The sequence below is a fragment of the Bradyrhizobium yuanmingense genome (assembly GCF_025200905.1).
In the GTDB taxonomy this organism is placed as follows: Bacteria; Pseudomonadota; Alphaproteobacteria; order Rhizobiales; family Xanthobacteraceae; genus Bradyrhizobium; species Bradyrhizobium yuanmingense.
In genome coordinates this window covers 1,162,455-1,186,573 of record NZ_CP104173.1, presented here as the reverse complement: position 1 = coordinate 1,186,573, position 24,119 = coordinate 1,162,455, and the positions used below count along the sequence as shown (strand labels likewise).

The 24,119-nt window shown below is 66.0% G+C and carries 20 protein-coding genes; 8 read left to right on the top strand and 12 right to left on the bottom strand.

Going from position 1 to position 24,119, the window contains the following annotated elements:
- Positions 1–3 precede the first annotated feature (3 nt).
- From N2605_RS05575 to N2605_RS05565, 3 genes are read right to left on the bottom strand one after another with little or no spacing between them, the layout of a single operon-like run.
- Positions 4–3,123, bottom strand: a complete 3,120-nt coding sequence (locus tag N2605_RS05575; protein ID WP_260346023.1) for an efflux RND transporter permease subunit — start codon at positions 3,121–3,123, stop codon at positions 4–6.
- 6 nt (positions 3,124–3,129) lie between these two features.
- Positions 3,130–4,830 (bottom strand): efflux RND transporter periplasmic adaptor subunit, encoded by a 1,701-nt coding sequence (locus tag N2605_RS05570; RefSeq protein ID WP_260346022.1) that lies wholly within the window; start codon positions 4,828–4,830, stop codon positions 3,130–3,132.
- 51 nt (positions 4,831–4,881) lie between these two features.
- Complete coding sequence (locus N2605_RS05565) at positions 4,882–5,265, bottom strand: hypothetical protein (protein ID WP_225136674.1); 384 nt, start codon at positions 5,263–5,265, stop codon at positions 4,882–4,884.
- A 257-nt stretch (positions 5,266–5,522) separates the two neighbouring features.
- Here N2605_RS05565 and N2605_RS05560 point away from each other — a divergent pair, with 257 nt between their 5' ends.
- Both N2605_RS05560 and N2605_RS05555 read left to right on the top strand, forming a co-directional pair.
- Entirely contained in the window at positions 5,523–6,572 is a 1,050-nt protein-coding gene (locus N2605_RS05560) for a hypothetical protein (protein ID WP_128263021.1), read from the top strand.
- 103 nt (positions 6,573–6,675) lie between these two features.
- Entirely contained in the window at positions 6,676–6,879 is a 204-nt protein-coding gene (locus tag N2605_RS05555; protein ID WP_036024831.1) for a DUF2158 domain-containing protein, read from the top strand.
- Positions 6,880–6,943: 64 nt separating this feature from the next.
- Here the strand turns inward: N2605_RS05555 and N2605_RS05550 are convergent, their stop codons facing one another.
- The 7 genes from N2605_RS05550 to N2605_RS05520 all read right to left on the bottom strand — a co-directional run bounded on the left by N2605_RS05550 (position 6,944) and on the right by N2605_RS05520 (position 12,097).
- Complete coding sequence (locus tag N2605_RS05550; RefSeq protein ID WP_109145945.1) at positions 6,944–7,297, bottom strand: cupin domain-containing protein; 354 nt, start codon at positions 7,295–7,297, stop codon at positions 6,944–6,946.
- Between the two features lie 163 nt (positions 7,298–7,460).
- Positions 7,461–8,306, bottom strand: coding sequence for an outer membrane protein (locus tag N2605_RS05545; protein WP_225143179.1), 846 nt, complete (start codon positions 8,304–8,306; stop codon positions 7,461–7,463).
- 211 nt (positions 8,307–8,517) lie between these two features.
- The gene (locus N2605_RS05540) at positions 8,518–9,288 is read right to left on the bottom strand and encodes a sulfite exporter TauE/SafE family protein (protein ID WP_036013768.1); all 771 of its coding nucleotides are present in this window, start codon (positions 9,286–9,288) and stop codon (positions 8,518–8,520) included.
- A complete protein-coding gene (locus N2605_RS05535) occupies positions 9,285–10,541 on the bottom strand; it encodes a CCA tRNA nucleotidyltransferase (RefSeq protein WP_260346020.1) in 1,257 nt (418 codons plus the stop codon). The genes N2605_RS05540 and N2605_RS05535 overlap by 4 nt, the downstream gene beginning before the upstream one ends.
- Before the next feature lie 10 nt (positions 10,542–10,551).
- Complete coding sequence (locus tag N2605_RS05530) at positions 10,552–10,815, bottom strand: DUF6111 family protein (protein ID WP_036013774.1); 264 nt, start codon at positions 10,813–10,815, stop codon at positions 10,552–10,554.
- Positions 10,812–11,483, bottom strand: a complete 672-nt coding sequence (locus tag N2605_RS05525; RefSeq protein WP_036024826.1) for a CoA pyrophosphatase — start codon at positions 11,481–11,483, stop codon at positions 10,812–10,814. The genes N2605_RS05530 and N2605_RS05525 overlap by 4 nt, the downstream gene beginning before the upstream one ends.
- Positions 11,484–11,485: 2 nt before the next feature.
- A complete protein-coding gene (locus N2605_RS05520; RefSeq protein WP_225143183.1) occupies positions 11,486–12,097 on the bottom strand; it encodes a DUF1285 domain-containing protein in 612 nt (203 codons plus the stop codon).
- A 268-nt stretch (positions 12,098–12,365) separates the two neighbouring features.
- On the opposite strand from N2605_RS05520, the gene N2605_RS05515 reads away from it, so the two are divergent.
- From N2605_RS05515 to N2605_RS05490, 6 genes are all read left to right on the top strand, one after another.
- On the top strand, positions 12,366–13,364 hold the full coding sequence (locus tag N2605_RS05515) for an AAA family ATPase (protein WP_036013780.1): 999 nt from the start codon (positions 12,366–12,368) through the stop codon (positions 13,362–13,364).
- A complete protein-coding gene (locus N2605_RS05510; RefSeq protein ID WP_036013782.1) occupies positions 13,364–14,308 on the top strand; it encodes a DUF58 domain-containing protein in 945 nt (314 codons plus the stop codon). The genes N2605_RS05515 and N2605_RS05510 overlap by 1 nt, the downstream gene beginning before the upstream one ends.
- On the top strand, positions 14,305–17,115 hold the full coding sequence (locus tag N2605_RS05505) for a DUF4159 domain-containing protein (protein WP_260346017.1): 2,811 nt from the start codon (positions 14,305–14,307) through the stop codon (positions 17,113–17,115). The genes N2605_RS05510 and N2605_RS05505 overlap by 4 nt, the downstream gene beginning before the upstream one ends.
- Positions 17,116–17,122: 7 nt before the next feature.
- Positions 17,123–19,186 carry a hypothetical protein gene (locus N2605_RS05500; protein WP_260346016.1) on the top strand — a complete coding sequence of 688 codons (2,064 nt, stop codon included), beginning with the start codon at positions 17,123–17,125 and terminating at the stop codon, positions 19,184–19,186.
- A 142-nt stretch (positions 19,187–19,328) separates the two neighbouring features.
- The gene (locus tag N2605_RS05495) at positions 19,329–19,736 is read left to right on the top strand and encodes a DUF2946 family protein (RefSeq protein WP_036024819.1); all 408 of its coding nucleotides are present in this window, start codon (positions 19,329–19,331) and stop codon (positions 19,734–19,736) included.
- A 144-nt stretch (positions 19,737–19,880) separates the two neighbouring features.
- Positions 19,881–22,283 carry a TonB-dependent receptor gene (locus N2605_RS05490; protein WP_260346014.1) on the top strand — a complete coding sequence of 801 codons (2,403 nt, stop codon included), beginning with the start codon at positions 19,881–19,883 and terminating at the stop codon, positions 22,281–22,283.
- 279 nt (positions 22,284–22,562) lie between these two features.
- Here the strand turns inward: N2605_RS05490 and N2605_RS05485 are convergent, their stop codons facing one another.
- Positions 22,563–23,078: a GNAT family N-acetyltransferase gene (locus tag N2605_RS05485; protein WP_225130880.1), complete on the bottom strand. Its 516-nt coding sequence runs from the start codon at positions 23,076–23,078 to the stop codon at positions 22,563–22,565.
- Between the two features lie 92 nt (positions 23,079–23,170).
- Positions 23,171–24,112, bottom strand: coding sequence for a glycosyltransferase family 2 protein (locus N2605_RS05480; RefSeq protein WP_260346011.1), 942 nt, complete (start codon positions 24,110–24,112; stop codon positions 23,171–23,173).
- Positions 24,113–24,119 lie beyond the last annotated feature (7 nt).

Below are 24,119 nucleotides of genomic sequence, written 5' to 3'. Positions count from 1 at the left end.
GCATCAATAGGCTTCCGCGGGGGTGAACGTTGCGGCGTGTCCGGCCACCAGCCGCTGCAGCGGCTGCTGGCCGAACATCAGAAACAGAATCGGGGTCACGATTGTGTCGAGCACCGTGGCGCTGAGCAGGCCGCCGAAGATCGTCACGGCCACCGGGTGCAGGATTTCCCGGCCCGGCTCGTCCGCGCCGATCAAGAGCGGCGTGAGCGCTAGTCCTGCGCAAAGCGCCGTCATCAGCACCGGACTGAGGCGCTCCATGCTGCCGCGAATGACCAGCCCGGCCCCGAAACGCTCGCCTTCGTGGATGGCGAGATTGATGTAGTGCGAGATCTTCAAGATCCCGTTGCGCGCCGAGATGCCGGCCAGCGTGATGAAGCCGATCATCGATGCCACCGACAAGGGCTGCCCGGAGATCTTCAGCGCGGCGACGCTGCCGATCAGGGCGAGCGGAATACCTCCCATGATGATCAGCGCCAGTGCGATCGACCGGTAGCGGCTGTAGAGGACCACGAAGATCATCGCCATCGAGGCCAGCGACAGAATGCCGATGCGCCAGATCGCCTCCTGCTGGGCCTGGAACGCGCCTTCGAGGCTGGTCGTGTAGCCTTGCGGGAAATCGAGCTCGCGAACCGACCTCTGAATGTCGGCCGCGATATCGGCGATGTCGCGGCGTCCGTCCCCGTTGCCGTACACGACGATCCTGCGCTGGGTCCCCTCCCGCTGAATCTGGTTCGGCCCGTCTGTCTCGACGATGTCGGCCAAAGCGCTCAGCGGGACGAACTCCGAGCCGGTCGGGATGAGCAAATTGTGCAGTCCCGTCGTCGAACGGTCTTGCTCCGACAGGCGCATCACGACGTCGAAACGGCGATTGCCGTCGACGATCTGGGAGACCTTCCGGCCATTGGACAGCGCGTCGAGTGCCTGGGTGACCGCAGCCGGCGTCAGGCCGTGAAGCGCGGCGCGAGCATGGTCGATTTGAACCCGCACTTGCGGAATCAGCACCTGCTTCTCGACCTGGAGATCGACCAGACCCGGGATCGTCGATAGACGCTGGCGCACCGTTTCGGACAGCCGCCGCAACATCTCGATGTCCTGGCCGAAGATCTTGAGCACGATCTGGGCACGAATACCGGACTGGAGATGATCGAGGCGGTGGCTGATCGGCTGTCCGATGGCCACCGACGCCGGCAGCGCGGACAGGGCTTCCCGGATGCTCGCATAGATGTCCGCCTTCTGGCGCTTGGACGGTGTGAGATCGACATCGACCTCGCTGTAGTGCACGCCTTCGGCGTGTTCATCCAGTTCGGCGCGGCCGGTGCGCCGTCCGACCGATTTCACCTCGGGCACCTTTGCGAGCAACTGCTCCGCCAATAGGCCAAGACGGTTGGATTCCGCGAGCGAAATGCCTGGATTGTACTGCAGCGACAGGACCAGCGTCCCCTCGTTGAAAGGAGGAAGAAAGCTGCGGGGCATCTGGCTCGCGGCATAGCCTGCCACCGCGACCGCAGCGGCGACGAAGACCAGCACCAAACCCTGCCGCTGGAAGGCCCAGCCGAGCACCCGCCGATTGGCCTGCTTCAGCTTCGTGACGACAAAGCTCTCGCGGTCACCTGAATGAGCTCGTCCCGAAAGCAGATAATAGGACAGCACCGGCGTCACCGTGATCGAGGTCAGCAGCGAAGCCAGGATTGAGACCACATAGGCCACGCCAAGCGGCGTGAACAGCCGCCCTTCGATTCCCGGAAGGGCGAACAGCGGCACAAAGACGAGGACGATGATCATCGTTGCATAGACGATGCTGGAACGAACCTCCTGGCTCGCGCCGGAGATCACGTCGAGAACAGGGCGCGGCGTGCTCGACGCGGCGTTCTCCCGCAGGCGCCGCAGGATGTTTTCGACGTCCACGACGGCATCGTCGACCAGCTCGCCGATCGCGATGGCGAGGCCGCCCAGCGTCATGGTGTTGATCGTGAGGCCGAAGGCGCGAAACACCAGGACCGTCACCAGGATCGATATTGGAATGGCCGTCAGCGAGACGAACGCGGCGCGACCGTTCATCAGGAAGACGAACAGGACTATTGCGACGACGATCGCGGCCTCGATCAGGACGCGCTCGACATTGCCGATCGAGGTCTCGATGAAGGTCGCCTGCCGGAACTGCACGTTGGTGACGCTGATGCCCCCGCGCATGGTGCGTTGCAGCTCCCGCAGCGTTGATTCGACATTGCGCGTCAGTGCTACGGTATCCGCAGCCGGTTGCTTCATGACGCTGACGATGACAGCGGGCTTGCCGTTATATCCTGCGTCACCGCGCTTGGTCCGCGCGGCAAAATCCACAGAGGCAATCTGCTTCAGCAGGATCGGCTGCTCTCCGCGGTTGACGACGACGGTGTTGCGGAGGTCCTCGATACGCCTGGTGAGACCGACATTGCGGATCAGATATTCGCGGCCATGCTGGTCGACGAAGCCGCCGCCGCTGTTGGTGCCGAACCTTGCGACCGCCTGCTCGATCTGATCATGGGTGACGCCGAGTGCCTGCATGGTGGCGACGTTCGGCGTCACGCGATATTGGCGGACCTCGCCGCCGATGGGTATCACCTGGGCGACGCCGGGAATGGCGAGGAGTTGCGGTCGGACGACGAAGTCGGCGATCTCGCGCACGTCCATGGGTGAAGCCGTGCCATCGCTCGTCAGCGCGATCAGCATGATCTCGCCCATGATCGAGGTCACCGGGCCCATCTGGGGATTGACCGCGGACGGCAATTGCTCGCGGATCAGCGCCAGCCGCTCGGAGACGAATTGCCGGGCGTGGTAGATTTCGACGCCCCAGTCGAACTCGACATAGACGACCGACAGACCAACGCCCGAGACCGAGCGCACGCGAATGACGCCGGGCATGCCGTTCATCGACGTCTCGATCGGGAACGTCACCAGCTGTTCGACCTCCTGGGGCGCCAGCCCCTCTGCCTCGGTCAGGATGTTGACGGTTGGGCGGTTGATGTCAGGCAGGACGTCGACCGAAACGCTCGGCAGGACGAACAGGCCGTAGCCGACCAGGACGGCGGCGACCGCCAGCACGAATAGGCGATTGCGCAAGCTTGTCTGGACGATGAGCTTGAACATGGTCGGCTACCGGATCTGGTTGATGAGGTCGGTGCCGCGCACGACGATATGTTCGCCTTCGTTGACACCGGCGGCCACAATCACGCGGGCTGCGTCCACCGGCACCACGCGAACCGGCCTCGGCTCGAAGCGCTCGGGCTCTGTGTGCAGCCAAACGATATTCTCACCGTTGCCGCTTCGAACGACGGCATTGCGCGGCACGACCAGGCCAGACACGGGCGCTCCGGCCTGGACCATCACATTCAACGGCTGACCGATGTTGAGACCTGCTGGTGGCTCCGGAATGGCGAACTGAACCACGGACGCATGCTGGCGCAGCGCCCGGCTCGTCCCGACGAAGCTCAGCGCAATCTGCTGCCCGTTCGGAGCCATTGCCGTTGCGGCTTCAGGCTGCTTCAAGCCGATTTCGTCATAGGCGAGCGCCTCGACCCAAAGACTGCTTGGGTCCGCGATCTGAAACAGGACGTCTTGGGGCTGTATGACCTGGCCCGGCGCGACCTTGGCTGCGGTGATGATGCCATCGGTCGATGCCCGCAGCTCCTCGAAGCCGGTGCGCGAATTGCGAACGGTCTCGCGGCGCGCCCGCAGACCCTCCAATTCGCTTTCGAGGTCGTTGACCTGCCCTTGCGGCACCGCGCCGCGTTCGGCCAGCGGCCGGAGACGCCGCAGCTTGTTGTCCGTGATCGCCATCAGCTGTTCGATCTCGCCGACCTTCTCGAGGATCGTCGTGCGGTCGGCGATTGGCAGATGCGGCTCGATCCGGATGAGCAGATCGCCCTTGCGGACGGTTTGCCCGATGCGGGGGATGCCGTCATCGCCGGGAACCACGCGGCCGCCGTAGATGCTCTGCACGATGCTGCTGCGGTTGGGGTCGGCCATGACGCGGCCGATCAGGGTGACGGCGGGATGAATCGTCTGCGGCTCGGCTGCAGCGGTTCGTACCTCGAGCAGACGCTGCGTCGGCTTGGCCGCGAAGACGGTGCCGTCTTGCAGGCGGCGCGGGGCATCGCTCAGCGCGGGAACATCAGGCGGATTTGGTTGCGTTGCACTGGTCCGGCCCTCGCCGAACATGACGGAGGCGAGAATGACGAAAGCCCCCGCCAACACCGCGGACATCGAGGCCGCCATGAAGCGGCCACGCCGCTTCCAATAGGCGAAGAGACCGCCGAAGCCCAAAGCGGCGAGCACGGACGCGCCGATGGCGGCTCGGGTCGAGAGAAGCCAGCCGGGCTCGTGCTTCTGCTCTGCGGGCCGGGCCTCTGCACGCGGTATGAACGAGTCGACCAGCAGATCATTTCCCCTGCTAGCGTTGATCGAGAAGATCACCTCGACCGATCCGGACGGTGTGCCGTTCGGAATCGCGGCGGTGTAGACGCCGTCCTCCTGGCTCGATGCCTCGATCGGGGCGGAATCGCCGATCGTGACCTGCAAGGCGGCGTCCGAGACCGGCTCGTTCGTCGCGGCATCATCGATGAAGACGGACAGCCTGCCGTCCTTCAGGATGCCGACGACTTCGTAGAGCTCGGAGCGCGCGGCAATCCTCGGATAGGCTGAGGACACGACCGCCGTCTTTTCGGCGTCGCCGTGATCGTGCCCCTCATGGCCAAAGGCGCCCCACAAGCCAAAGACCAGGCTCGCCAACCAAAAAGCGCCAGCCAGCCCAAGAGCTGCGAGCCGCCCTTTCGGGCAGCGCTGATTCATCAACATCGAAAGATCCTTCAGACATGCGAAAAGGCGGCGACCGAAGCGCCGCCGGGACTACGCGATGCTGAAGGTACTTGGTGGCCGGACGAGTCCGTCGGGGCGCACCCCGACAATGGCCCGCGCGAGCGGCAGGTCCATGGCGCCGAGCACTTCGAAGACGCTGAGCAGGTGAACGACCTGCGCTGAGGCGATCGAGGTGCCAAACATGTCCCAGGCCACGCCGGGAGTGCCGTCCTCATCGTGATCCGGCCCGTCATGGACGTGGCCTTCCGCGTCGTCGCCGGCGTGGGAATGCACGTGGCCGGCCAATTGATCGTGGAAATGCAGGGAACCGCTGAGCGTGACGGACGGCATCGGAATGGCGCCAACAGCCGCCTGCGCCTGCGAGACCGAGATCAGGGCCGCCTGAAGCACAAACGCGGATATCGCCACGAACATGGCCGTTCTGGCGAGTTGACGAAGATGGTGGCGGACACCGTGCGGCACGCCGAAAAACTAGGCGATGCCGACCGCGAATTCAAGGCGACGTTCGCATCGCGGGAGGTGGTCCAGACACCCTCCCCGTTCGATCGAGGAGCTACCGCCGCCCGACATCCGGCAGCCCGCCTGCCTTACTTGAAGTGAAATGCTTCACAAGCCGCAATCCGGGATTGCGGTAGCCTCGTGCCATGGGGCGTGGCGAGTTGGAGGCGACAATGGAGCAGGACCTTCCGAAGCAGGCAGCGCGCACGCGATCCCCGGTGAAGGCGGCGGGTATCTGGCAGAGAATTCAATCCTGGGACAGCCGCCTCTCGGTCACCAAGGGACTGACGGCCGTGACCCTGCTGACCGGCTTCCTGGGCGGATATTTCCAGTACCTGAATTCCTATGAACAGAAGGTCGGCGAGCAGGCCAAGGCGGACATGCAGAAGGCGACCGACACCTTCCTCGAGATCTCGGACGCCTTCGCCGACGTGCAGATCCAGCAGGAGACCATGCTGCGCGAGCAGTTCGGCTCGCTGAAGGCGCAGGCAAGCCCCGCTTTCATTCCGGTGGACTCCAAGACATTCGGCTCGTTCTCGGACTATTGGAAGGCGCGCACGTCGCTGCGGCGGAACGGCGCCATCTTTGCGCGCAAGGCGGAGATCTACATCGACTGGCCCAGCGACCTCGGGCGCGACCCGGCCGCAGAGCACACGCTTGACCAGGATCCCCTGACGGCAACGCTGCTCACCAAGTACAATTTCGATTGCGATTCCGACGCCAACCTTCCGCAGTTCAAGGGTGCGATCTTCAATGGCGCCGATCCCGGACGCCCCAGCGACGAATTGTGCAACGACCCGACGGCCAATGGGCTCAAATCCTACGTCAACCTCTGTGCCAGGCGCGCGGATGGCGAGATCGATGCGTTGCAGAAGGTCGTGACCATCAACTGGTGGAGCGCCAAGCACCACGTCCTGGTGATGCACCATTGCTTCGAGGTGCTCCGCGGCGGGCCGAATGCGTTGCAAGCTCCGGCCTCCGGCAACGACGTGCCGAACGATCGCAAGCTCGACAAACCACGCGACAGCAATGAGCACAGGCTACAGCTTCAGGCCCGCCGGCTGGACGCGTTCATGACGCTGACCATGGCGCAGCTGGATCGCATCAGGGTGCGATACCGCCCCACCGGCTTCTTCTGCCATGTTCCGCTCGCGCGCGATGCCATCGGCTATTTCAGCAACCAGTGCCTGCCGAACCAGCCGGTCACGAGCGAGCGCAGCTGAGCCGTAGCGCGGAGACACCTTCCGGCACCGGCAGCCGGCGTGATCGGCCTGTCATGACGGCCTGTTAGCGTCGGCCGCGTCGATCAACCCGAAAGGACAATCCATGGATCTGAAGGCCGGCGATGTCGTGATGCTGAAATCCGGCGGTCAGCCGCTGACCGTCGCGGAGGTGAAGGAGAACGAGGCGCTGTGCCTGTGGATGGGCATGGAAGGCGACCTGTTCCGCGAGACGCTGCCGCTCGCCGTGCTCGTGCAGGTGGAAGAAGACGACGAGGACGACGAAGACGAAGATGATGACGAGGAGTAGGCACTTTTCGGCCTACATTCTCGTGAGAGCCGAGCGCTTCCCTTGATGACGGGCGCGGGGTTGATCAGACGAGGATACGAGGCGCCGCCGTGGCCCTGTCTCCGGAATTCGGCGTCCCCGTCGGTTCGATCAAGAGGATGTGCACTTCCCCACGCGCCACCGGCCGGTGCTCAACGCCTTTCGGCACGACAAAAACCTCGCCGGGGTTGAGGGTGACCGTGCGGTCCCGCAGCTCGATGTCGAGCGTCCCGCTGAGCACGAGAAAGAAGTCGTCCGTGTCCTCGTGCTTGTGCCAATGAAACGGCCCCTCAAGCTTGGCCACCATGATGTCGTTGTCGTTATAGGTCGCCACCGTGCGCGGGGAGAAGCGATCAGTAAAGGTTGCGAGCTTCTCGGCGAGATTTGCGGGTGCTTTCATGGCGTCTCCCTGGACAAGCAGCAGTCTGGTCCGCGTTTGCAAGACGAGCTGCGCCGGTTAGCACGAGCTGAATCACAATACGAGACTGCTGCGACGCCGGGAGTGGCACAAGGATGGGTTTCGCAACGGCGAAACCCATCCCTACGAGCTGATGCCGATCGGATCAGAACCGATAGTTGATGCCGCCCTTGGCTGTATGAAGCTGAACCTCGGTGTCCGTGAAGGACGCTCCGGGGAATGCAAGAGCATTGCCGTTCGACTTTCCGAGATTGATGTAGATGTACTCGGCCTTGAACGTCCAGCGCGGGTCGAAAGCCCATTCAATGCCGCCACCCGCGGAGAAGCCGACCTGGACGTCGGACGATGACGCGCTTCGCGTCAGGGCCGGGAAGAAGCCGTTGAAATTGGCGATATTCGGCGTGGCGAGATTGGAGGTGAAGATGCTGTTCTTGACGTGGCCCCAGGCGAAGCCACCGGTACCGTAGATCAGCACATTGTTCGCCGCGTATCCGAGACGTCCGCGGATCGTGCCGAAGACATCGATTTCCTGCTTGAGATTGAACACGCCGGTGAAGGCGCCATTGTCGCCGCCGATCGTTCCGGTGACGCTGAAGGGGCGGCTCGCCGTTTCCCTGATGGCAGCGCCGCTGACATCCGCTTCCAGACCATACACGAACGTGCCGGACTGCCAGTTATAGCCGATTTGGCCGCCGCCGAATCCGCCCTTGGGGCTCACATCCAGGGTGAACGGCCCAGTCCCGCCCGTGACGACATAGCCGGGCACCGTCCCGGTTGCGAGCGCGCCGGGATCGAAGGTCGCGGTCGGATCGCTCCAGCCATAACCGCCATGCACGCCGGCGTAAAAACCGGTCCAGCTGAATGCGACCGGCGCGGGCGGCGCCTTGGTGTAGGCCCTGGCAAGATCGGCCGCGGAGGCGGCGTGGGAGAGACACACAGCCGAGGCCAGAAGGGCAGCAGAGACGATGGATTTGGAGACAATGGATTTCATGACTTCCCTCGAACGCTGTGCGCGTGACAAGGCGGCACCGCTTAAGCCAAGGTATAGAGGTGGTCTCGCAATATTGCTGTAGCGTCGGCGACACAGCGTGGAACTGCGGAACACGGTTTGTGCGCGCGAAGTTCGCCTGACGCGACGCCGCCAGATTTTCGCGACATCAGATGCTCCTCAGACGCCAAGAACGCCATTTCAGCCGGCGTCGTTAGACCACGAGCTGCCTCGCGGCTGCCGAGATCATCACCAGCCCGCCGGTGATCACGGCGGCATCGAGGATCGCCGTGTGAATCTGCACCGGCATCCGTTCGACGAAGGCCTTGGCCAGGAACGCGCCGGGCACGGCCATGCCACCGATTAGCAGCGCCAAGGCGAGCACCTGCGCGGTGACGGCGCCGGCGAGGCCGAATACCGAGATCTTGATGAGGCCGGTGCCGAGCGAGATCATCGCGTCGGTCGCAATCACCGCGGCGCCTTCGAGCCCTGCGGCCATCAACAGCGAGAGCAGGATCACGCCGGAGCCCGAGGTGCCGCCGACCAGGACGCCATAGCCGACCGAGCCGGCGGCAAGGCCGGCGTCGCCGATCCTGACATCGCGCCGGCGGAGCACGCGGCGCAGCGGCACGCTCAGGATCAGCATGGTGCCGATCACGAGCGCGGCGCCGGCATTGGTGAGGCGCGTATAGCCGTAGGCGCCGAGTGCGGTGGTCAGCGCGGCGCAGGCCAGCACGATCAGCACGCGGCGGCGGTCGGCATGGCGGACATAGGCAAGCGCGCGGCTCGCGTTGGTCAGCATCGCGGAGATCGCGATGATCGGCACGACGGGCTCGGCCCCGACCAGCGGCACCAGCACCAAGGGCATCAGGGCCCCGGTGCCGTAGCCGGCGAGACCGCCGATGATCGATGCAAACAACGCCATAGTTGCGACCAGCAGAAGCTGCAGAAGCGAGATATCGGCGAAGCCTGAGACGATGGTCAATCTTTCTGGCCGCCTCTGATGCGGGCCACGGCTTGATCGGCGAGCGCGGCGAGCGCGGCTTCTTCCAGCGGGAAATCCGCCGCGAGCCAAGCGTCTTCGGCGAGCGCCAACACATGGCCGAGCGCAGGTCCTTCGGCGAGACCTCGGGCGATGAAATCGGCGGCCTTCAGCGGAAATTTCGGCGCGGTCCAGCGCTGCGGCAGCTCGGCAAGCGCGCGCCAGCGTATCGAGGTGACGTCGCCGCCGTTGCGTGCCCAGCCAAGCAATACGCGATCGTGATAGCTCTCGGGCCCGAGCCGGTACAGCAAGCGCCGTGCATTGGCTTCGTCCTTGGTGGCGAGGCGCCACCAGCGGTGCCCCATCGAATCCAGCGCCTTGGCCTCGGCATTGGAGAGCCGCAGGCGCACGGCGAGGCGCTTGGCGTCTTCGGTGACGGCGACCGAGAGCGCGGCCAAGCGCCGCGTGCTGCTGGGGCTGAGGCCGAGCTCGCGCTCGATCGCGATCATCGTGTCCAGGGGACCCGTATAGACGACGCCGCCAGTCAACGCCTGCAGCAATCCGCCCTCGGCCATGGCTCGCACGGCCGCAGCCGCACCACCGGCGACCAGCAGCTTGAGCATCTCCATGCGCACCCGCTCGGCCGACAGGCTGGCCAGGCCCGCGCGTCGGCGGATGCAGGCGAGATAGCCGTCCGGGTCGGGATCGCCGGCGCCGAAGGCGGCATGGATGCGGAAGAAGCGCAGGATGCGTAAGTAATCCTCGGCGATGCGCTGGTCGGGATCGCCGATGAAGCGCACGCGCCGCGCTTTGGCGTCGTTGATGCCGCCGACATAATCGTAAACCACACCGCGTGCATCGACCGACAGGCCGTTCATGGTGAAGTCGCGCCGCTCGGCATCCTTCACCCAGTCGCGGCCGAACGCGACCTTGGCCTTGCGGCCGAAGGTCTCGGTGTCCTCGCGCAGCGTCGTGACTTCATAGGGGTGGGCATCGATCACCAGCGTGACGGTGCCGTGGTCGATGCCGGTCGGCACGCTCTTGATGCCGGCAGCCTTGGCCCGCCGTATCACCTCGTCGGGCAGCGCCGTGGTCGCGATGTCGATGTCACCCGGCGCAAGACCGAGCAGCGCGTTGCGCACGGCGCCGCCGACCACCCGCGCCTCCTCGCCATCGGTGCCGAGCAGCGCCAGGACGCGCGCGGTGCCGCCTGCGGTCAGCCAGGGCGCATCGGCGAGTAAAGGCTCCGCGCTCATGGACCCGCCCCTACTTTTCCGTGCCCGGCACGAGCTTGCCGTCCTCGATATGGGCGGGGACGTAGGTCGAATCCGGCGGCGCGCCGGAGAACTCCGCCAAGCCGATGAGGCCGGCGATGACCAGCACGATCGCCACCAGCGCAAGACGCGCGACGATCGCGACCGGCCATGAGGAGCGTGCGAACACACCGGACCGCGTCGCCGCCAGGAACAGCGCATAGACGGCAAAGGGGATGAGGAAGATTCCGATCTCGGTCAGAACCGTCCGGATCATGACGAATAGATCCGCTCATACAGCACACGCAGCATGCCCGCCGTCGCCCCCCAGATGTAGCGTTCCGCGAACGGCATCGCGTAATAGGATCGCGGCGTGCCGCGGAATTCCTTGCTGTGCACCTGGTGGTTCACCGGATTCATCAGGAAGGATAGCGGCACCTCGAAGGCATCATCAACCTCGGAATGGTTGATGCTGAGCGAAAAGCCCGGCCTGACCTTCGCCACCGTCGGCAGGATGCGGAAGCCGAAGGCGGTGCCGTAGAGATCGAGATAGCCGAGCGGCTCGACGAAGTCGCGTGCCAGCCCGACCTCCTCCTCGGCCTCGCGCAGCGCCGCATCGAGCGGCGAGGCATCGATCGCGTCGATCTTGCCGCCGGGAAAGGCGATCTGGCCGGCATGGTCGTTGAGATGCGCCGAGCGCTGCGTCAGCAGGATGGTGGGCTCGGGATGGTCGACCACCGCGATCAGGACCGCTGCGGGACGCACCGGCTGCTCGCGCGCGATGATCTCGAGCATCTTGTCGGTGCCGGGATCGCCCGAGGCGGGGATGATGTTGGGATCATAGAGGCCGGGCGGCACGTCGAAGCCGAGCCTCGCCTTGGAGCGGGCGAAGAAATCCGCAGCGCCAAGCGCGACCGGCTCGTTCGTCAGGATAGGGTTGTTCAAATTCAAAGCGCCGCCCTCACCTGCTCCGCATCGGCCATGGCGAAGAACTCGCCGGCCGACTCGACACCGAACATCGGCTGGCCATCGACCATCCGCTCCTCACCCATGTCAACCAGATCGTAATAGAGCGCGCGCGTCACCTTGGCCCAGAGGTCCGCGCGGACGTGCAGATAGGGCGTCAGCCCGCCATCCTCCGCCTGCTCGAAGCGCAGCCGGTGCGCCGCGTCGCAGGTGACCCAGTCGTCGACATTGGTGCGGAAGTGCAGCACGCGATGGCTGCCCTCGCCGTCCTTCTGCATCTCGACCGCCATGAACGGCGCATCGTCGACGCGGATGCCGACCTTCTCCACCGGCGTGACCAGGAAATGCTTGTCGCCCTCGCGCTTGAGAATGGTCGAAAACAGCCGCACCAGGGCGGGACGCCCGATTGGCGTCCCCATGTAGAACCAAGTACCATCGGAGGCGATTCGGATGTCGAGATCGCCGCAAAACGGCGGATTCCACAGATGCACCGGAGGCAGGCCTTTCTTGGCGCCTTCGGCATTGGCAGCGCTTTTGGCGGCGGCAGTCAGTCCCTCGAGACCCCGATCGGCGCTCTGCCCTTGGTTCGCCATGGTTTGCCCTGACTTTGTGATTGGCACGATTGGTGCAGGTCTACGTTGTACTTAGGTGCGCGGTTCCATCCGGAATAGCCCGGTGTGGAGGTCGCCACTTCGTGATGCCGTACATACCCCGAAGCCGATAAGGTGGGGATAGGTTAATTCAACGAATACATGGCCTTCCTGCAAGTCTAGCATGGGGCCCATGATCTGGCGTGATGACCTGACGTGACAGGCTGACGATGCAAGCAAGCCGCGTTGCACAGGCTGAAGGAGCAAGCGAATGGCGGAGAGTGTCGAGAAACTCGAGGACGGGATCGTCCGTTCGGCCGAGCAGGTGTCGAGCCAGGTTCGCGCGGCCAAGGACGCGATCGCCTCGGTCATCTTCGGCCAGGATCGCGTGATCGAGAACACGCTGGTCACCATTCTCTCCGGCGGCCATGCGCTCCTGATCGGCGTGCCGGGCCTTGCCAAGACCAAGCTGGTCGAGACGCTCGGCGTCACGCTCGGTCTCGACGCCAAGCGCATCCAGTTCACGCCCGATTTGATGCCTTCCGACATTCTCGGCGCCGAAGTGCTGGACGAGAGCACCGCGGGAAGGCGCGCCTTCCGCTTCATTGCCGGTCCCGTGTTCGCGCAGCTCCTGATGGCCGACGAGATCAACCGCGCCAGCCCGCGCACGCAATCGGCGTTGTTGCAAGCGATGCAGGAGCAGCACATCACCGTCGCCGGCGCGCGTCACGATCTGCCGAAACCCTTCCACGTGCTCGCGACGCAGAACCCGCTGGAGCAGGAAGGCACCTATCCGCTGCCCGAAGCCCAGCTCGACCGCTTCCTGATGGAGATCGACGTCGACTATCCCGACCGCGATGCCGAGCGCCGCATCCTGTTTGAAACCACGGGCGCGGAGGAGACTCTGGCCAAGGGCGCGATGACGCCCGATGCGCTGATCACCGCGCAGCGCCTGATCCGGCGCCTGCCGGTCGGCGATTCCGTGGTGGAAGCAATTCTCTCGCTGGTGCGCTCGGCCCGCCCGGGTCCGGACTCCGGCGAAGCCGGCAAGTTCATTGCCTGGGGTCCCGGCCCGCGCGCCAGCCAATCCCTGATGCTGGCGGTGCGCGCGCGTGCGCTGATCGACGGGCGCCTGGCGCCCTCGATCGACGACGTGCTCGACCTTGCCGAGCCCGTGCTGAAGCACCGCATGGCGTTGACGTTCCAGGCGCGCGCCGAAGGCCGCACGATTCCGGACGTGATCCGGCAATTGAAGACACGGATCGGTTGATGGCAGCGGAGAACGGGCGGGCAGCGAAGGAGATATTGGCGATCCGACGTGCCGATGGCGAAAGCCGCACGCTCGCCGCTTCGTTGCCGCGCCTGGTGCTCGAGGCCCGCCGCATCGCCGCCAACGTCATCCACGGCCTGCATGGACGGCGCCGCGCCGGCTCGGGCGAAAACTTCTGGCAGTACCGCCGCTTCGTCTCGGGCGAACCGTCGCAGAACGTCGACTGGCGCCGCTCGGCGCGCGACGACCATCTCTACGTGCGCGAGCTGGAATGGGAAGCCTCGCACACGGTCTGGATCTGGCCGGACCGCTCGCCCTCGATGGCGTTCGCCTCGAAGACCGCGCGCGAGTCCAAGCTCGAGCGGACGCTGATCGTCGCCTTCGCACTGGCCGAGCTGCTCGTCGCCGGCGGCGAGCGCGTCGGCATTCCCGGGCTGATGGCGCCGACCGCAAGCCGCAGCGTCATCGACAGGATGGCGCAGGCGATGCTGCATGACGATGCAGACCGACTGAGCCTGCCGCCATCCTTCGTTCCGGCGGCGCTGGCCGAGATCATCGTGCTGTCGGATTTCTGGTCGCCGATCGCCGAGATCAGGACGACGCTCGCCGGGCTGTCCAGCTCCGGCGCGCATGGCACGATGGTGCAGGTGGTCGATCCTGCCGAGGAATCGTTCCCCTATTCCGGCCGCGTCGAGTTCGTCGAGCCCGAAGGCTTCGGCGTGATCACCGCCGGCCGCGCCGAGAGCTGGGCGCAGGACTACACCGCGCGCCTCGCGCTGCACCGCGACCAGATCCGTGCCGAGACCAACAAGCTCGACTGGCTGTTCACGACGCACGCGACCGACCGCTCCGCCGCCGAGCTCTTGCTGTTCCTGCATGCGGGCATGCAGGTGAGCAAGTCCGGCGCACGCACCACGACGATCAAGGCGGGGCCGGCCGCATGATGGGATTGCCGCTCGCCTTCACGCAACCGCTGCTCCTGATCGGCCTCCTCAGCCTGCCCGTGCTGTGGTGGCTCCTGCGCGTGATGCCGCCGCGGCCGCGCCGCATCGAGTTTCCGCCGACGCGGCTGTTGTTCGACATCACGCCGCGCGAAGAGACGCCCTCACGGACGCCGTGGTGGCTGACCGCGCTTCGCCTGCTCGCCGCCGCGCTGGTGATCTTCGCCGCCGCCGGCCCGATCTGGAATCCGCAAACGGGCATCGCCGGCAGCAAGGCGCCGCTGATGATCATGTTCGACGACGGCTGGAGCGCCGCATCGCACTGGGACGTCAGGATCAGGACCGCCGACGAGCTTATCGCCAATGCCGACAATGACGGCCGCGGCATCGCGCTGGTGCCGCTGTCCGAGCCGAACCGCGACATCACCCTGATGCCGGCGGGTGCGGCGCGCGTCGCGCTGCGGCAGCTGGCGCCAAAGCCCTATTCGATCGATCGCGTCGAGACGCTGGCCGCGGTCGACCGTTTCCTCAAGGTCACCGGCGACTGCGAGATCGCCTGGCTCTCGGACGGCGTCGACACCGGCCGCGGCGAGGACTTCGTGGCCGGCCTCGGCAAGACCATCGGCGATCGCAGCCTGACCGTGTTCCAAGGCGGCACCTCCTCGCCGTTGGCCCTGGTCGCCGCCGAGAATGCCGCAGCGAAGATGACGGTGAAGGTGCTGCGCACCGACGGCGGGATTGCGGTCGGCACGGTACGCGCGCTGGACCAGAAGGCGTCGCCGATCGGCGAAGCGCGCTATTCGTTCGGCCCGCAGGACAAGGAAACCGAGGCGGCGTTCGACCTGCCGGTCGAGCTGCGCAACGACATCACGCGGCTCGAAATCTCCGGCGAGCGCTCGGCCGGCGCGGTGCAGCTGCTCGACAAGCGCTGGCGCCGCCGCGCCATCGGCATCATCTCGGGCGCGACCAGCGAGACCGCGCAGCCACTGCTGGCGCCGACCTTCTATCTCACCCGCGCGCTGGCGCCGTTCGCCGACGTCCGGCTCGCCGACAAGGGCTCGCCGCAGCAGGGCATCACGCAGTTTCTCGACCAGAAGCTGCCGATGATCATCCTCGCCGATGTCGGCACCATCGCCCCCGAGCTGCGCGAACGCCTCAATGCCTGGGTCGACCAGGGCGGCGTGCTGGTGCGGTTCGCTGGGCCCCGGCTGGCACAGGCGGAGGACGACCTCGTGCCGGTCAAGCTGCGCAAGGGCGGCCGCACGCTCGGCGGCAGCCTGACCTGGGAGAAGCCGCAGCATCTCGCCTCCTTCGCCGCCGACGGTCCGTTCGCCGGGGTCGCAGTGCCGAAGGACGTCACCGTGAGCCGGCAGGTGCTGGCCGAGCCCGACGCCGTGCTCGCCACCAAGAGCTGGGCCTCGCTGGAAGACGGCACCCCGCTCGTCACAGGCGAGCATCGCGGCAAGGGCCTCGTCAGCCTGTTCCACGTCAGCGCCGACATGCGCTGGTCTGACTTACCGATGTCGGGCACCTTCGTCGAAATGCTGCGGCGGGTGGTCGACATGTCCGGCTACACCGCGAAGCCCGGCGCTGGCGTTGCCGGCGAAGCGACCACTGAGACCGTGGCGCCGCTGCACATCCTCGACGGATTTGGCGCGTTTGGTCCGCCGCCCGCGACGGCCAAGCCGCTTCCTGCGGATTACCGCGACCGCGCCACATCAGATCATCCGCCCGGCTTCTACGGCCCGGCAGAAGGACCGCTCGCCGTGAACACGCTTGCCAGCGCCGACCGCATCGCCGCCCTGAACACCGCGAGCCTGCGTGCCCGGCACGCCACCTACACCAATGCCGAGCCGCGCGACTTGCGCGGCTGGCTGCTGTCGACGGCGCTCGCGCTGTTCCTGATCGACGCCATCATCATCGCGGTGCTCGGCGGCGGCATTGCCGCGCTGCTGCGCCGCCGCGCCGCGCCCGCGATGATCGTGCTCGCCCTGCTCGCGGGATTCGCGGCGCTCTCGCCGGCGCCGTCGCGCGCCGACGGCGTCACGGACGAGTTCGCGATGAAGTCGGTGTCGCAGACCCGCCTCGCCTATGTCGTCACGGGCAATGCGGATGTCGATTCCATCGTCAAGGCGGGAATGAACGGGCTGACGCTGTTCCTGGCCCAGCGCACGGCGCTCGAGGCCGGTGATCCCGTCGGCGTCGATCCCGCGCGCGACGAGCTCGCGTTCTTCCCGCTGATCTACTGGCCGATCGTGCCGGGCGCGCCGAAGCCGCCGCAGGACGCCATCAACAAGATCGACGTCTACATGAAGCAGGGCGGCACCGTGCTGTTCGACACCCGCGACGCGATCGAGGCGCCGCCCGGCGCCAACGGCGCGGCGCAGACCCCAGCGATGCAGACGCTGCGCGAGATCCTGTCCTCGCTCGACGTGCCCGAGCTCGAGCCGGTGCCGCGCGAGCATGTGCTGACCAAGACCTTCTATCTGCTGCGCGACTTCCCCGGCCGCTTCACTGCCGGCCAGACCTGGGTCGAGACCTTGCCGCGCGAAGACGACGATGAGAGCGCGCAACGGCCGGCACGCGGCGGCGACGGCGTCTCCCCAATCATCATCACCTCGAACGACCTGGCCGGCGCCTGGGCGGTGCGGCCCGACGGACAGGCCATGCTGCCGGTGACCGGCGGCGACCCCCGCCAGCGCGAATTCGCCTACCGCGCCGGCGCCAACATCGTGATGTACACGCTGACCGGCAACTACAAAGCCGACCAGGTGCACGCTCCGGCGCTGATCGAACGGCTGGGGCAATAGGATCGACATGAACTACGGTATCGCGTTCACACCGCTTGTTCCTACCATCGTGCTGTGGCTCGCGCTCGCCGCGATCGTCATTGTCGCGCTCGTGCTGCTGGTGGCGCGCGCGCGCGGGGCCGCGGTGCGCGTGGCCGCGCTGGCGCTGTTCCTGCTGGCGCTCGCCAATCCCTCCTTCACCCGCGAGGACCGCGATCCCCTTACCTCGGTCGCCACTGTTGTTGTCGACAAGAGCCCGAGCCAGAACTTCGGCAACCGCAATCGCGAAGCTGCGCAAGCGCAGGAGGCGCTGGTCGACAGCCTGAAGAAGATCAAGGGCCTCGAGGTCCGTGTCGTCGAAGCCGGACAGGCCGACGGCGAGACCGACGGCACCAAGCTGTTCGGCGCGCTGGCCTCGGCCTTGGCGGACGTCCCGGTCGACCGCGTCGCCGGCGCGTTCCTGATCACCGACGGCCGCGTCCACGACATTCCCGCGAACGCCGCCGCGCTCGGCTTCCAGGCGCCGGTGCACGCGCTGGTCACGGGCCAGAAGGACGAGCGCGACCGCCGCATCGCGATCACCGCCGCGCCGCGCTTTGGCATCGTCGGGCAGAGCCAGACCATCTCCTACCGCCTCGACGACCAGGGTGTCACCGGCGAGCGCGCCAGGGTCACGGTCCGCCGCGACGGCGAGGTCATCAACGAGCGCACGCTCTCCAGCGGCCAGGCCGCGAGCGTCGACGTCGACATCAAGCATGCCGGGCCGAACATCGTCGAGATCGAAGCCTCGCCGCTCGAACGCGAATTGACGCCGGTGAACAATCGCGCCGTCGTCGCCATCGACGGCGTGCGCGACAAGCTGCGCGTGCTCCTGGTCTCGGGCGAGCCGCATTCGGGCGAGCGCACCTGGCGCAATCTGCTCAAGTCCGACGCCAGCGTCGACCTCGTGCATTTCACCATTCTGCGCCCGCCGGAGAAGCAGGACGGCACGCCGATCAACGAATTGTCGCTGATCGCGTTTCCGACCCGCGAGCTGTTCCAGCAGAAGATCAACGAATTCCAGCTGATCATCTTCGACCGCTATGCCCGCCAGGGCGTGCTGCCGATCCCCTATTTCGAGAACATGGCGCGTTACGTGCGTGCAGGCGGCGCCGTGCTGGTCTCGGCCGGCCCCGACTATGCCTCGAACAGCAGCATCTGGCGCACGCCGCTCGATTCGGTGCTGCCGGCCGAACCCGTCGGCGTCACCGAGAAGCCGTTCTATGCGCATCTGTCCGACCTCGGCAAACGCCATCCCGTCACGCGCGGGCTGGAAGGCTCCGCCAGCGAGCCGCCGCGCTGGAGCCGGTTCTTCCGCACCGTCGATACCCGCAATGCGGTCAACCCGCCCGTGATGACCGGCGTCGATGGCAAGCCCCTGCTGTTCCTGTCGCGCTTCGGCGAGGGCCGCGTCGCGCTTCTGCTGTCCGACCACATCTGGCTGTGGGCGCGCGGCTATGAGGGCGGCGGTCCGCATCTCGACCTGCTCAGGCGGATGTCGCACTGGCTGATGAAGCAGCCTGATCTCGACGAGGAGGCGTTGCGCCTCCAGGTGCAGGGCAAGGACCTCGTCGTGGTGCGTCAGACCATGGCGGACAGCGTCCAGCCCGTCAGCGTGACCTCGCCGTCGGGCGTGTCGCAGGATCTGACGCTGAGCGCCGGCGATCCCGGCGAGTGGCGCGCCAGCCTGCCGGCGAGCGAGCTCGGCCTGTGGCAGGCGACCGACGGCACGCTGAAAGCGCTGATCAATGTCGGCCCGACCAATCCGAAGGAATTTTCGGAAGTCACCTCCACGGTCGATACGTTGAAGCCGCTGACACAGGCGACCGGCGGAGATGCCGTGCGCGTGGCCTCTGGCTCAAGCGTCGAGCTGCCGCGCATCCTGCCGGTGCGCTCGGTCGGCATGTTCCACGGCGACGGCTGGATGGGCGTGCGGATGCGCGATGCCAGCGTGGTCAAGGGCGTCGGCGTGCTGCCGATCTTCTCCGGCCTGATCGGCCTGCTGCTGCTGCTCGGCGCATTCGCGGCGACCTGGGTGCGCGAGGGGCGGTAGTTGCCCGAACGACACATCGGCTTGGCGGCTTGCATGCGCCGATCCCCCCGCCGTTGACATCGGTGAACCGGTCGGGCGATGTTATACTATAACATCGCGGCGTCCTGGGATTGACGCCTCGGTGTGGGGTGGCGTTTTCCAGATGAAGTGGTTCCGGTCGAATAGCAGGCACGGCGCCCGGCTCGCGTTGTTCGCGATGCTGGTGCAGCTCGCGCTGACGTTCGGCCACAGCCATTGGTTCGCGCAGGCCGCGCCTTTTGCTCAATCATCGGTCCAGCACATCGAAGGCGGCGCCAAGGACGTTGCAGCGACCGACGGCGCCGCCGTCGAGAAGCAATCGCCCTCAAGTCCCGACCGCGAGCATTCGCGCGACGAGAGTTGCGCCATCTGCGCCATCATTGCGATGGCGGGTGCGATCGTGTCGGCGACGCCGCCCGTGCTGCTGCTACCGCAGGCGATCGAGCTGCTCAGGCGCAGCCTCGACGCCGAGTTCGCTCATCTGACATCGGCCGGCACGGCGTTCCAGCCGCGCGCCCCTCCTGCGTCCTGACTCCAACGCTTGATCACGCCCAGCCTCGCCGCACATCGGCAAGTGCCTGGGAGAAGTTGAAGTCGAATTCCGTCGCGTCGCGACGGCAGGCCGCCTCCGATCAGCAGAGCATCATCCGGACGGCGCCTGAGTGGAATCAGGACCATGTCATCTCAATTGCGACGCGCGCAGCGCCTTGGCGGAGCAAGCCTGCTCCTGCTCGGCGCCGCCGCTACATCCGCGTTCGCCCAGGACTCGGCACAACGACCGGCACAACAGCCGGCACAAGACAAATCGTCAACCGAACTCCCCGCTATCACCGTAACGGCGCCGAGCCCGATCGTACGCAGAGCAGTGGTGCCGACCCGCAACGCAGGCCGCGGCACGCGGACCGCGCGGGTGCGCAGCCGCGAGCAGGCGGCTGAAGCGGCACCGGCAGCTCCCGTGTCCGCCGCGCCCCAGCAAGGCGTGCTGCCTGTTGTGACCGATCAATTCGCGACCGTCACCGTGGTGCCGAACGAGGAGATTCGGCGCAACGGCGGCGGCACGCTCGGCGATCTCCTGTTCTCCAAGCCCGGCATCACCGGCTCTGAATACGCACCCGGCGCATCCAGCCGCCCGATCATTCGCGGGCTCGACACCAACCGGGTCGGCATTATCGAGAACGGAACGGGCAGCAACGGCGCGTCCGATCTCGGCGAGGATCACTTCGTGCCGATTGATCCGCTGGCAGCCACCCAGGTCGAGGTCATCCGCGGACCGGCGACGCTGCGCTACGGCTCCACCGCGATCGGCGGCGTGGTCAGCGCAACCAACAATCGAATTCCGGATGCCTTGCCGTCCTGCACGGCGCCCTTCCCGACTTACGGACTCCCGACCAAGGCACCCCTGGCAAACGTGGGATCGCCGGGCTGCATCACCGCGGAAACACGGACGGCCGTAACTTCGGTCGATCGCGGGACCGAAGGTGCCGTGCTGCTCGACGCCGGCGGCGGCAACTTTGCCTTCCACGCCGATGCCTTTGGCCGCAAGGCCGGCGACTACAACATCCCGAGCTATCCGTTCTTGACCGACCCGACGCTGCCGTTCAACGGACGCCAGCCGAATTCGGCATCGCAGGCCTACGGCGGATCTGTCGGCGGCTCCTACATCTTCGACGGCGGCTACGTGGGCGCGGCGATCACGCAGCACAACGCGCTCTATCACATTCCCGGTATCGAGGGCAGCGAGTTCCTGACGCGGATCGACGGACGACAAACGAAGTTCACGACAAAAGGCGAGTATCGGCCGGACGCGGCGGCGATCGATGCGATCCGGTTCTGGGCCAGCGCCACCGACTATAAGCACGATGAGGTCGGGCTCGCCGACTCCGCTGACCTCGGCTCCCTCGGCGTGAGACAAACCTTCACCAACAAGGAACAGGAAGGCCGCGTCGAGGTGCAGCTTGCGCCGTTCGACGTCCGCTTTGCTGCGCTGACCACCGCTGTGGGCGTTCAGGCGTCGCACCAGAAGCTGACCGCGCCGAGTCCGGACGATCCAGGCAGCCCGATCAACGGACTGTTCGATCCGAACAAGAACACAAAGGTCGCCGGGTACATCTTCAATGAGTTCAAGTTCAGCGAAGCCACCAAGGCTCAGATCGCCGGACGCGTCGAGAGCGCAAGGTTGAGCGGCACGGCGCCGGCCTTCGTCCCCGATGTGTTCGACCTCGCCGCCGATCCGGCCGCGATCGGCCCCGCAACGGCGGTCAACCGCAACTTCACGCCGGTGAGCGGGAGCATCGGCCTGATCCACAGCCTTCCCTGGGATCTGGTCGCCAGCGTCACCGGCCAATATGTCGAGCGCGCGCCGAAACCGGCGGAATTGTTCTCGCGCGGCGGCCACGATGCCACCACCACTTTCGACATAGGCAATCCCAATCTCGGCATCGAGACCGCCAAGTCGGTCGAGGCGGGACTGCGACGGGCGGTAGGTCCGCTTCGCTTCGAAATCACCGGCTACTACACCAAGTTCAACGGTTTCATCTACCGCCGCCTGACGGGCAACACGTGCGAGGACGGCGTTTGCCAGCTTGGCGCGGGCCTCGAACTGAATCAGGCGGTCTATTCGCAGCGCGACGCGACATTTCGTGGCGGCGAATTCCAGTTCCAGTACGACGTGATGCCGGTCTGGAACGGGATCTGGGGCATCGAGGGTCAATACGACATCGTGCGCGCGACCTTCGACGACGGCACTAACGTGCCACGCATTCCGCCCCAGCGGCTGGGCGGTGGTGTGTACTATCGCGACGCCGAATGGTTTGCCCGGATCAACCTGCTGCACGCGTTCGCGCAAAACGACATCGCACCGATCGCGGAGACGCCGACGCCCGGCTACAACCTGCTAAGGGCCGAGGTCAGCTACAAAACGCAGCTCGATCAACGTTGGTTCGGCGCGCGCGAGATGCATGTCGGGCTCGTCGGCAACAACCTGTTGAACGAGAATATCCGCAATGCCGTCTCCTTCAACAAGGACCAGGTGCTGTTGCCCGGCATCGGCGTCAGGGCGTTCGCGAACTTCAAGTTCTAGGTAACGACACGCGCCGTCATTGCGAGGAGCCCTTGCGACGAAGCAATCCAGACCGCCTCCGCGGAAAGACTCAGGATTGCTTCGCTGCGCTCGCAATGACGGAGTATGACGCGCGCAGCCGCGCGTCTTCTCGACGGTCTCTTAGCCGGATGAGCTACGAGCAGTGTCGTAGCCCGGATGGAGCGCAGCGTAATCCGGGGTTCTCTCGTTGCGGAAGACCTTCCCGGATTGCGCTGCGCTCCATCCGGGCTACGGCGTTTCCAACGACGCGCGCCGCTCCTATGTCCGCGCTTTGCTCCAGTCCGGGCCGACCGCGCCCGACACGCCCTCGAAGGCGCCGTCGACGAGCTCGAACACCAGGATGCGCGCGGCATCGACCGGGCCGGGCATGGTGACGCGGCCCTTCGGCACCTGCTTGAAGCCGACGCGGCTGTAATAGGGCTCGTCGCCGACCAGCAGCACGAGGCGGTGGCCTTTTTCCCTGGCGTCCTTCAGCGCGCGCTCCATCAACTGACGGCCGATGCCGCGATCGCGGAACGGCGGCTCGACGGTGAGCGGCCCGAGCAGCAGCGCCGGCGTTTGGCCGATCAGAATCGGCAATTGCCTGACGGAGCCGACCAGGAGCGTGCCGATACGGGCCGTGAAGGACAATTCGAGCAGATGGTCGACGTGCTCGCGGATCCGGTAGGCGCTCAGCACGAAGCGGCCGGGGCCGAAGGTGCGTTCGTGCAGCCGCTCGATCGCCTGAGCGTCGCCGGCGGCTTCGGGAAGAATGGTCAGTGAGAGATCGTTCATGTCAATTCGCGGAGTAGCACTTGCGCCTGCGAAGGTCCATGGGCGGCGGCGGTGCCCCGTTTACCTCCCGGCGGGCGAAGTGCAAGCCTGGCTCAACCTGCGTTCCGTTTCGACGCCGGCTGGGACAGATAGGCCAGCATCTTCATCTCCCGCCGCCCTCGCGTCACCGTATCGAGCACGAGCCCTGACGACACCGACAGCAAGGCCATGATCATCAGGCCCATCGACAGCACGGCAGTGGGCAGGCGCGGCACGAGGCCGGTTTCGATGAAGGTGATCACGATCGGAATCGCGAAGATGATCGACGCCAGCGCCAGCAGGATTCCGATCACCGTGAAGAAGCGCAACGGCCGCTCGCTGCGATAGAGCTTCAGCATGGTGCCGAGGATGCGAAAGCCGTCGCGCCAGGTGTTGAGCTTGGAGAACGAGCCTTCGGGGCGCGCATAATAGGGCGTCTCGACCTCGGCAACCGGCAGCGACAATTCCAGCGCATAGACCGCAAGCTCGGTCTCGATCTCGAAGCCGTCGGAGAGGACGGGAAAGGACTTAACGAAGCGGCGCGAGAACACCCGGTAGCCGGACAGGAGGTCCTTGAAAGCGTGGCCGAAGGTGTCGGACAGGAAGCCGGTCAGCATGCGGTTGCCGGTGCGGTGGCCGAGCCGGTAGGCAGCCTGGACCCGATCGACGCGAAGCCCGACCACCATGTCGAGATGCTCGTCGAGCAGCTTGTCGATCATGATGGGTGCGCTCGGCGCATCATAGGTGGCATCGCCATCGACCAGCACATAGACGTCGGCCTCGACGTCCGCGAACATGCGGCGCACGACGTGGCCCTTGCCCTGCCGGCGCTCGCTGCGCACGATCGCACCGGCTTCGCGCGCGACCGCGGCGGTCCGGTCGCGCGAATTGTTGTCGTAGACGTAGATCTCCGCCGCGGGCAGCGCCTTGCGGAAATCGGCAACGACGGTCGCGACCGCGGCCTCCTCGTTGTAGCAGGGCACCAGCACCGCGATACGAAGTTGCGTTGTGGTCATCAGGCAG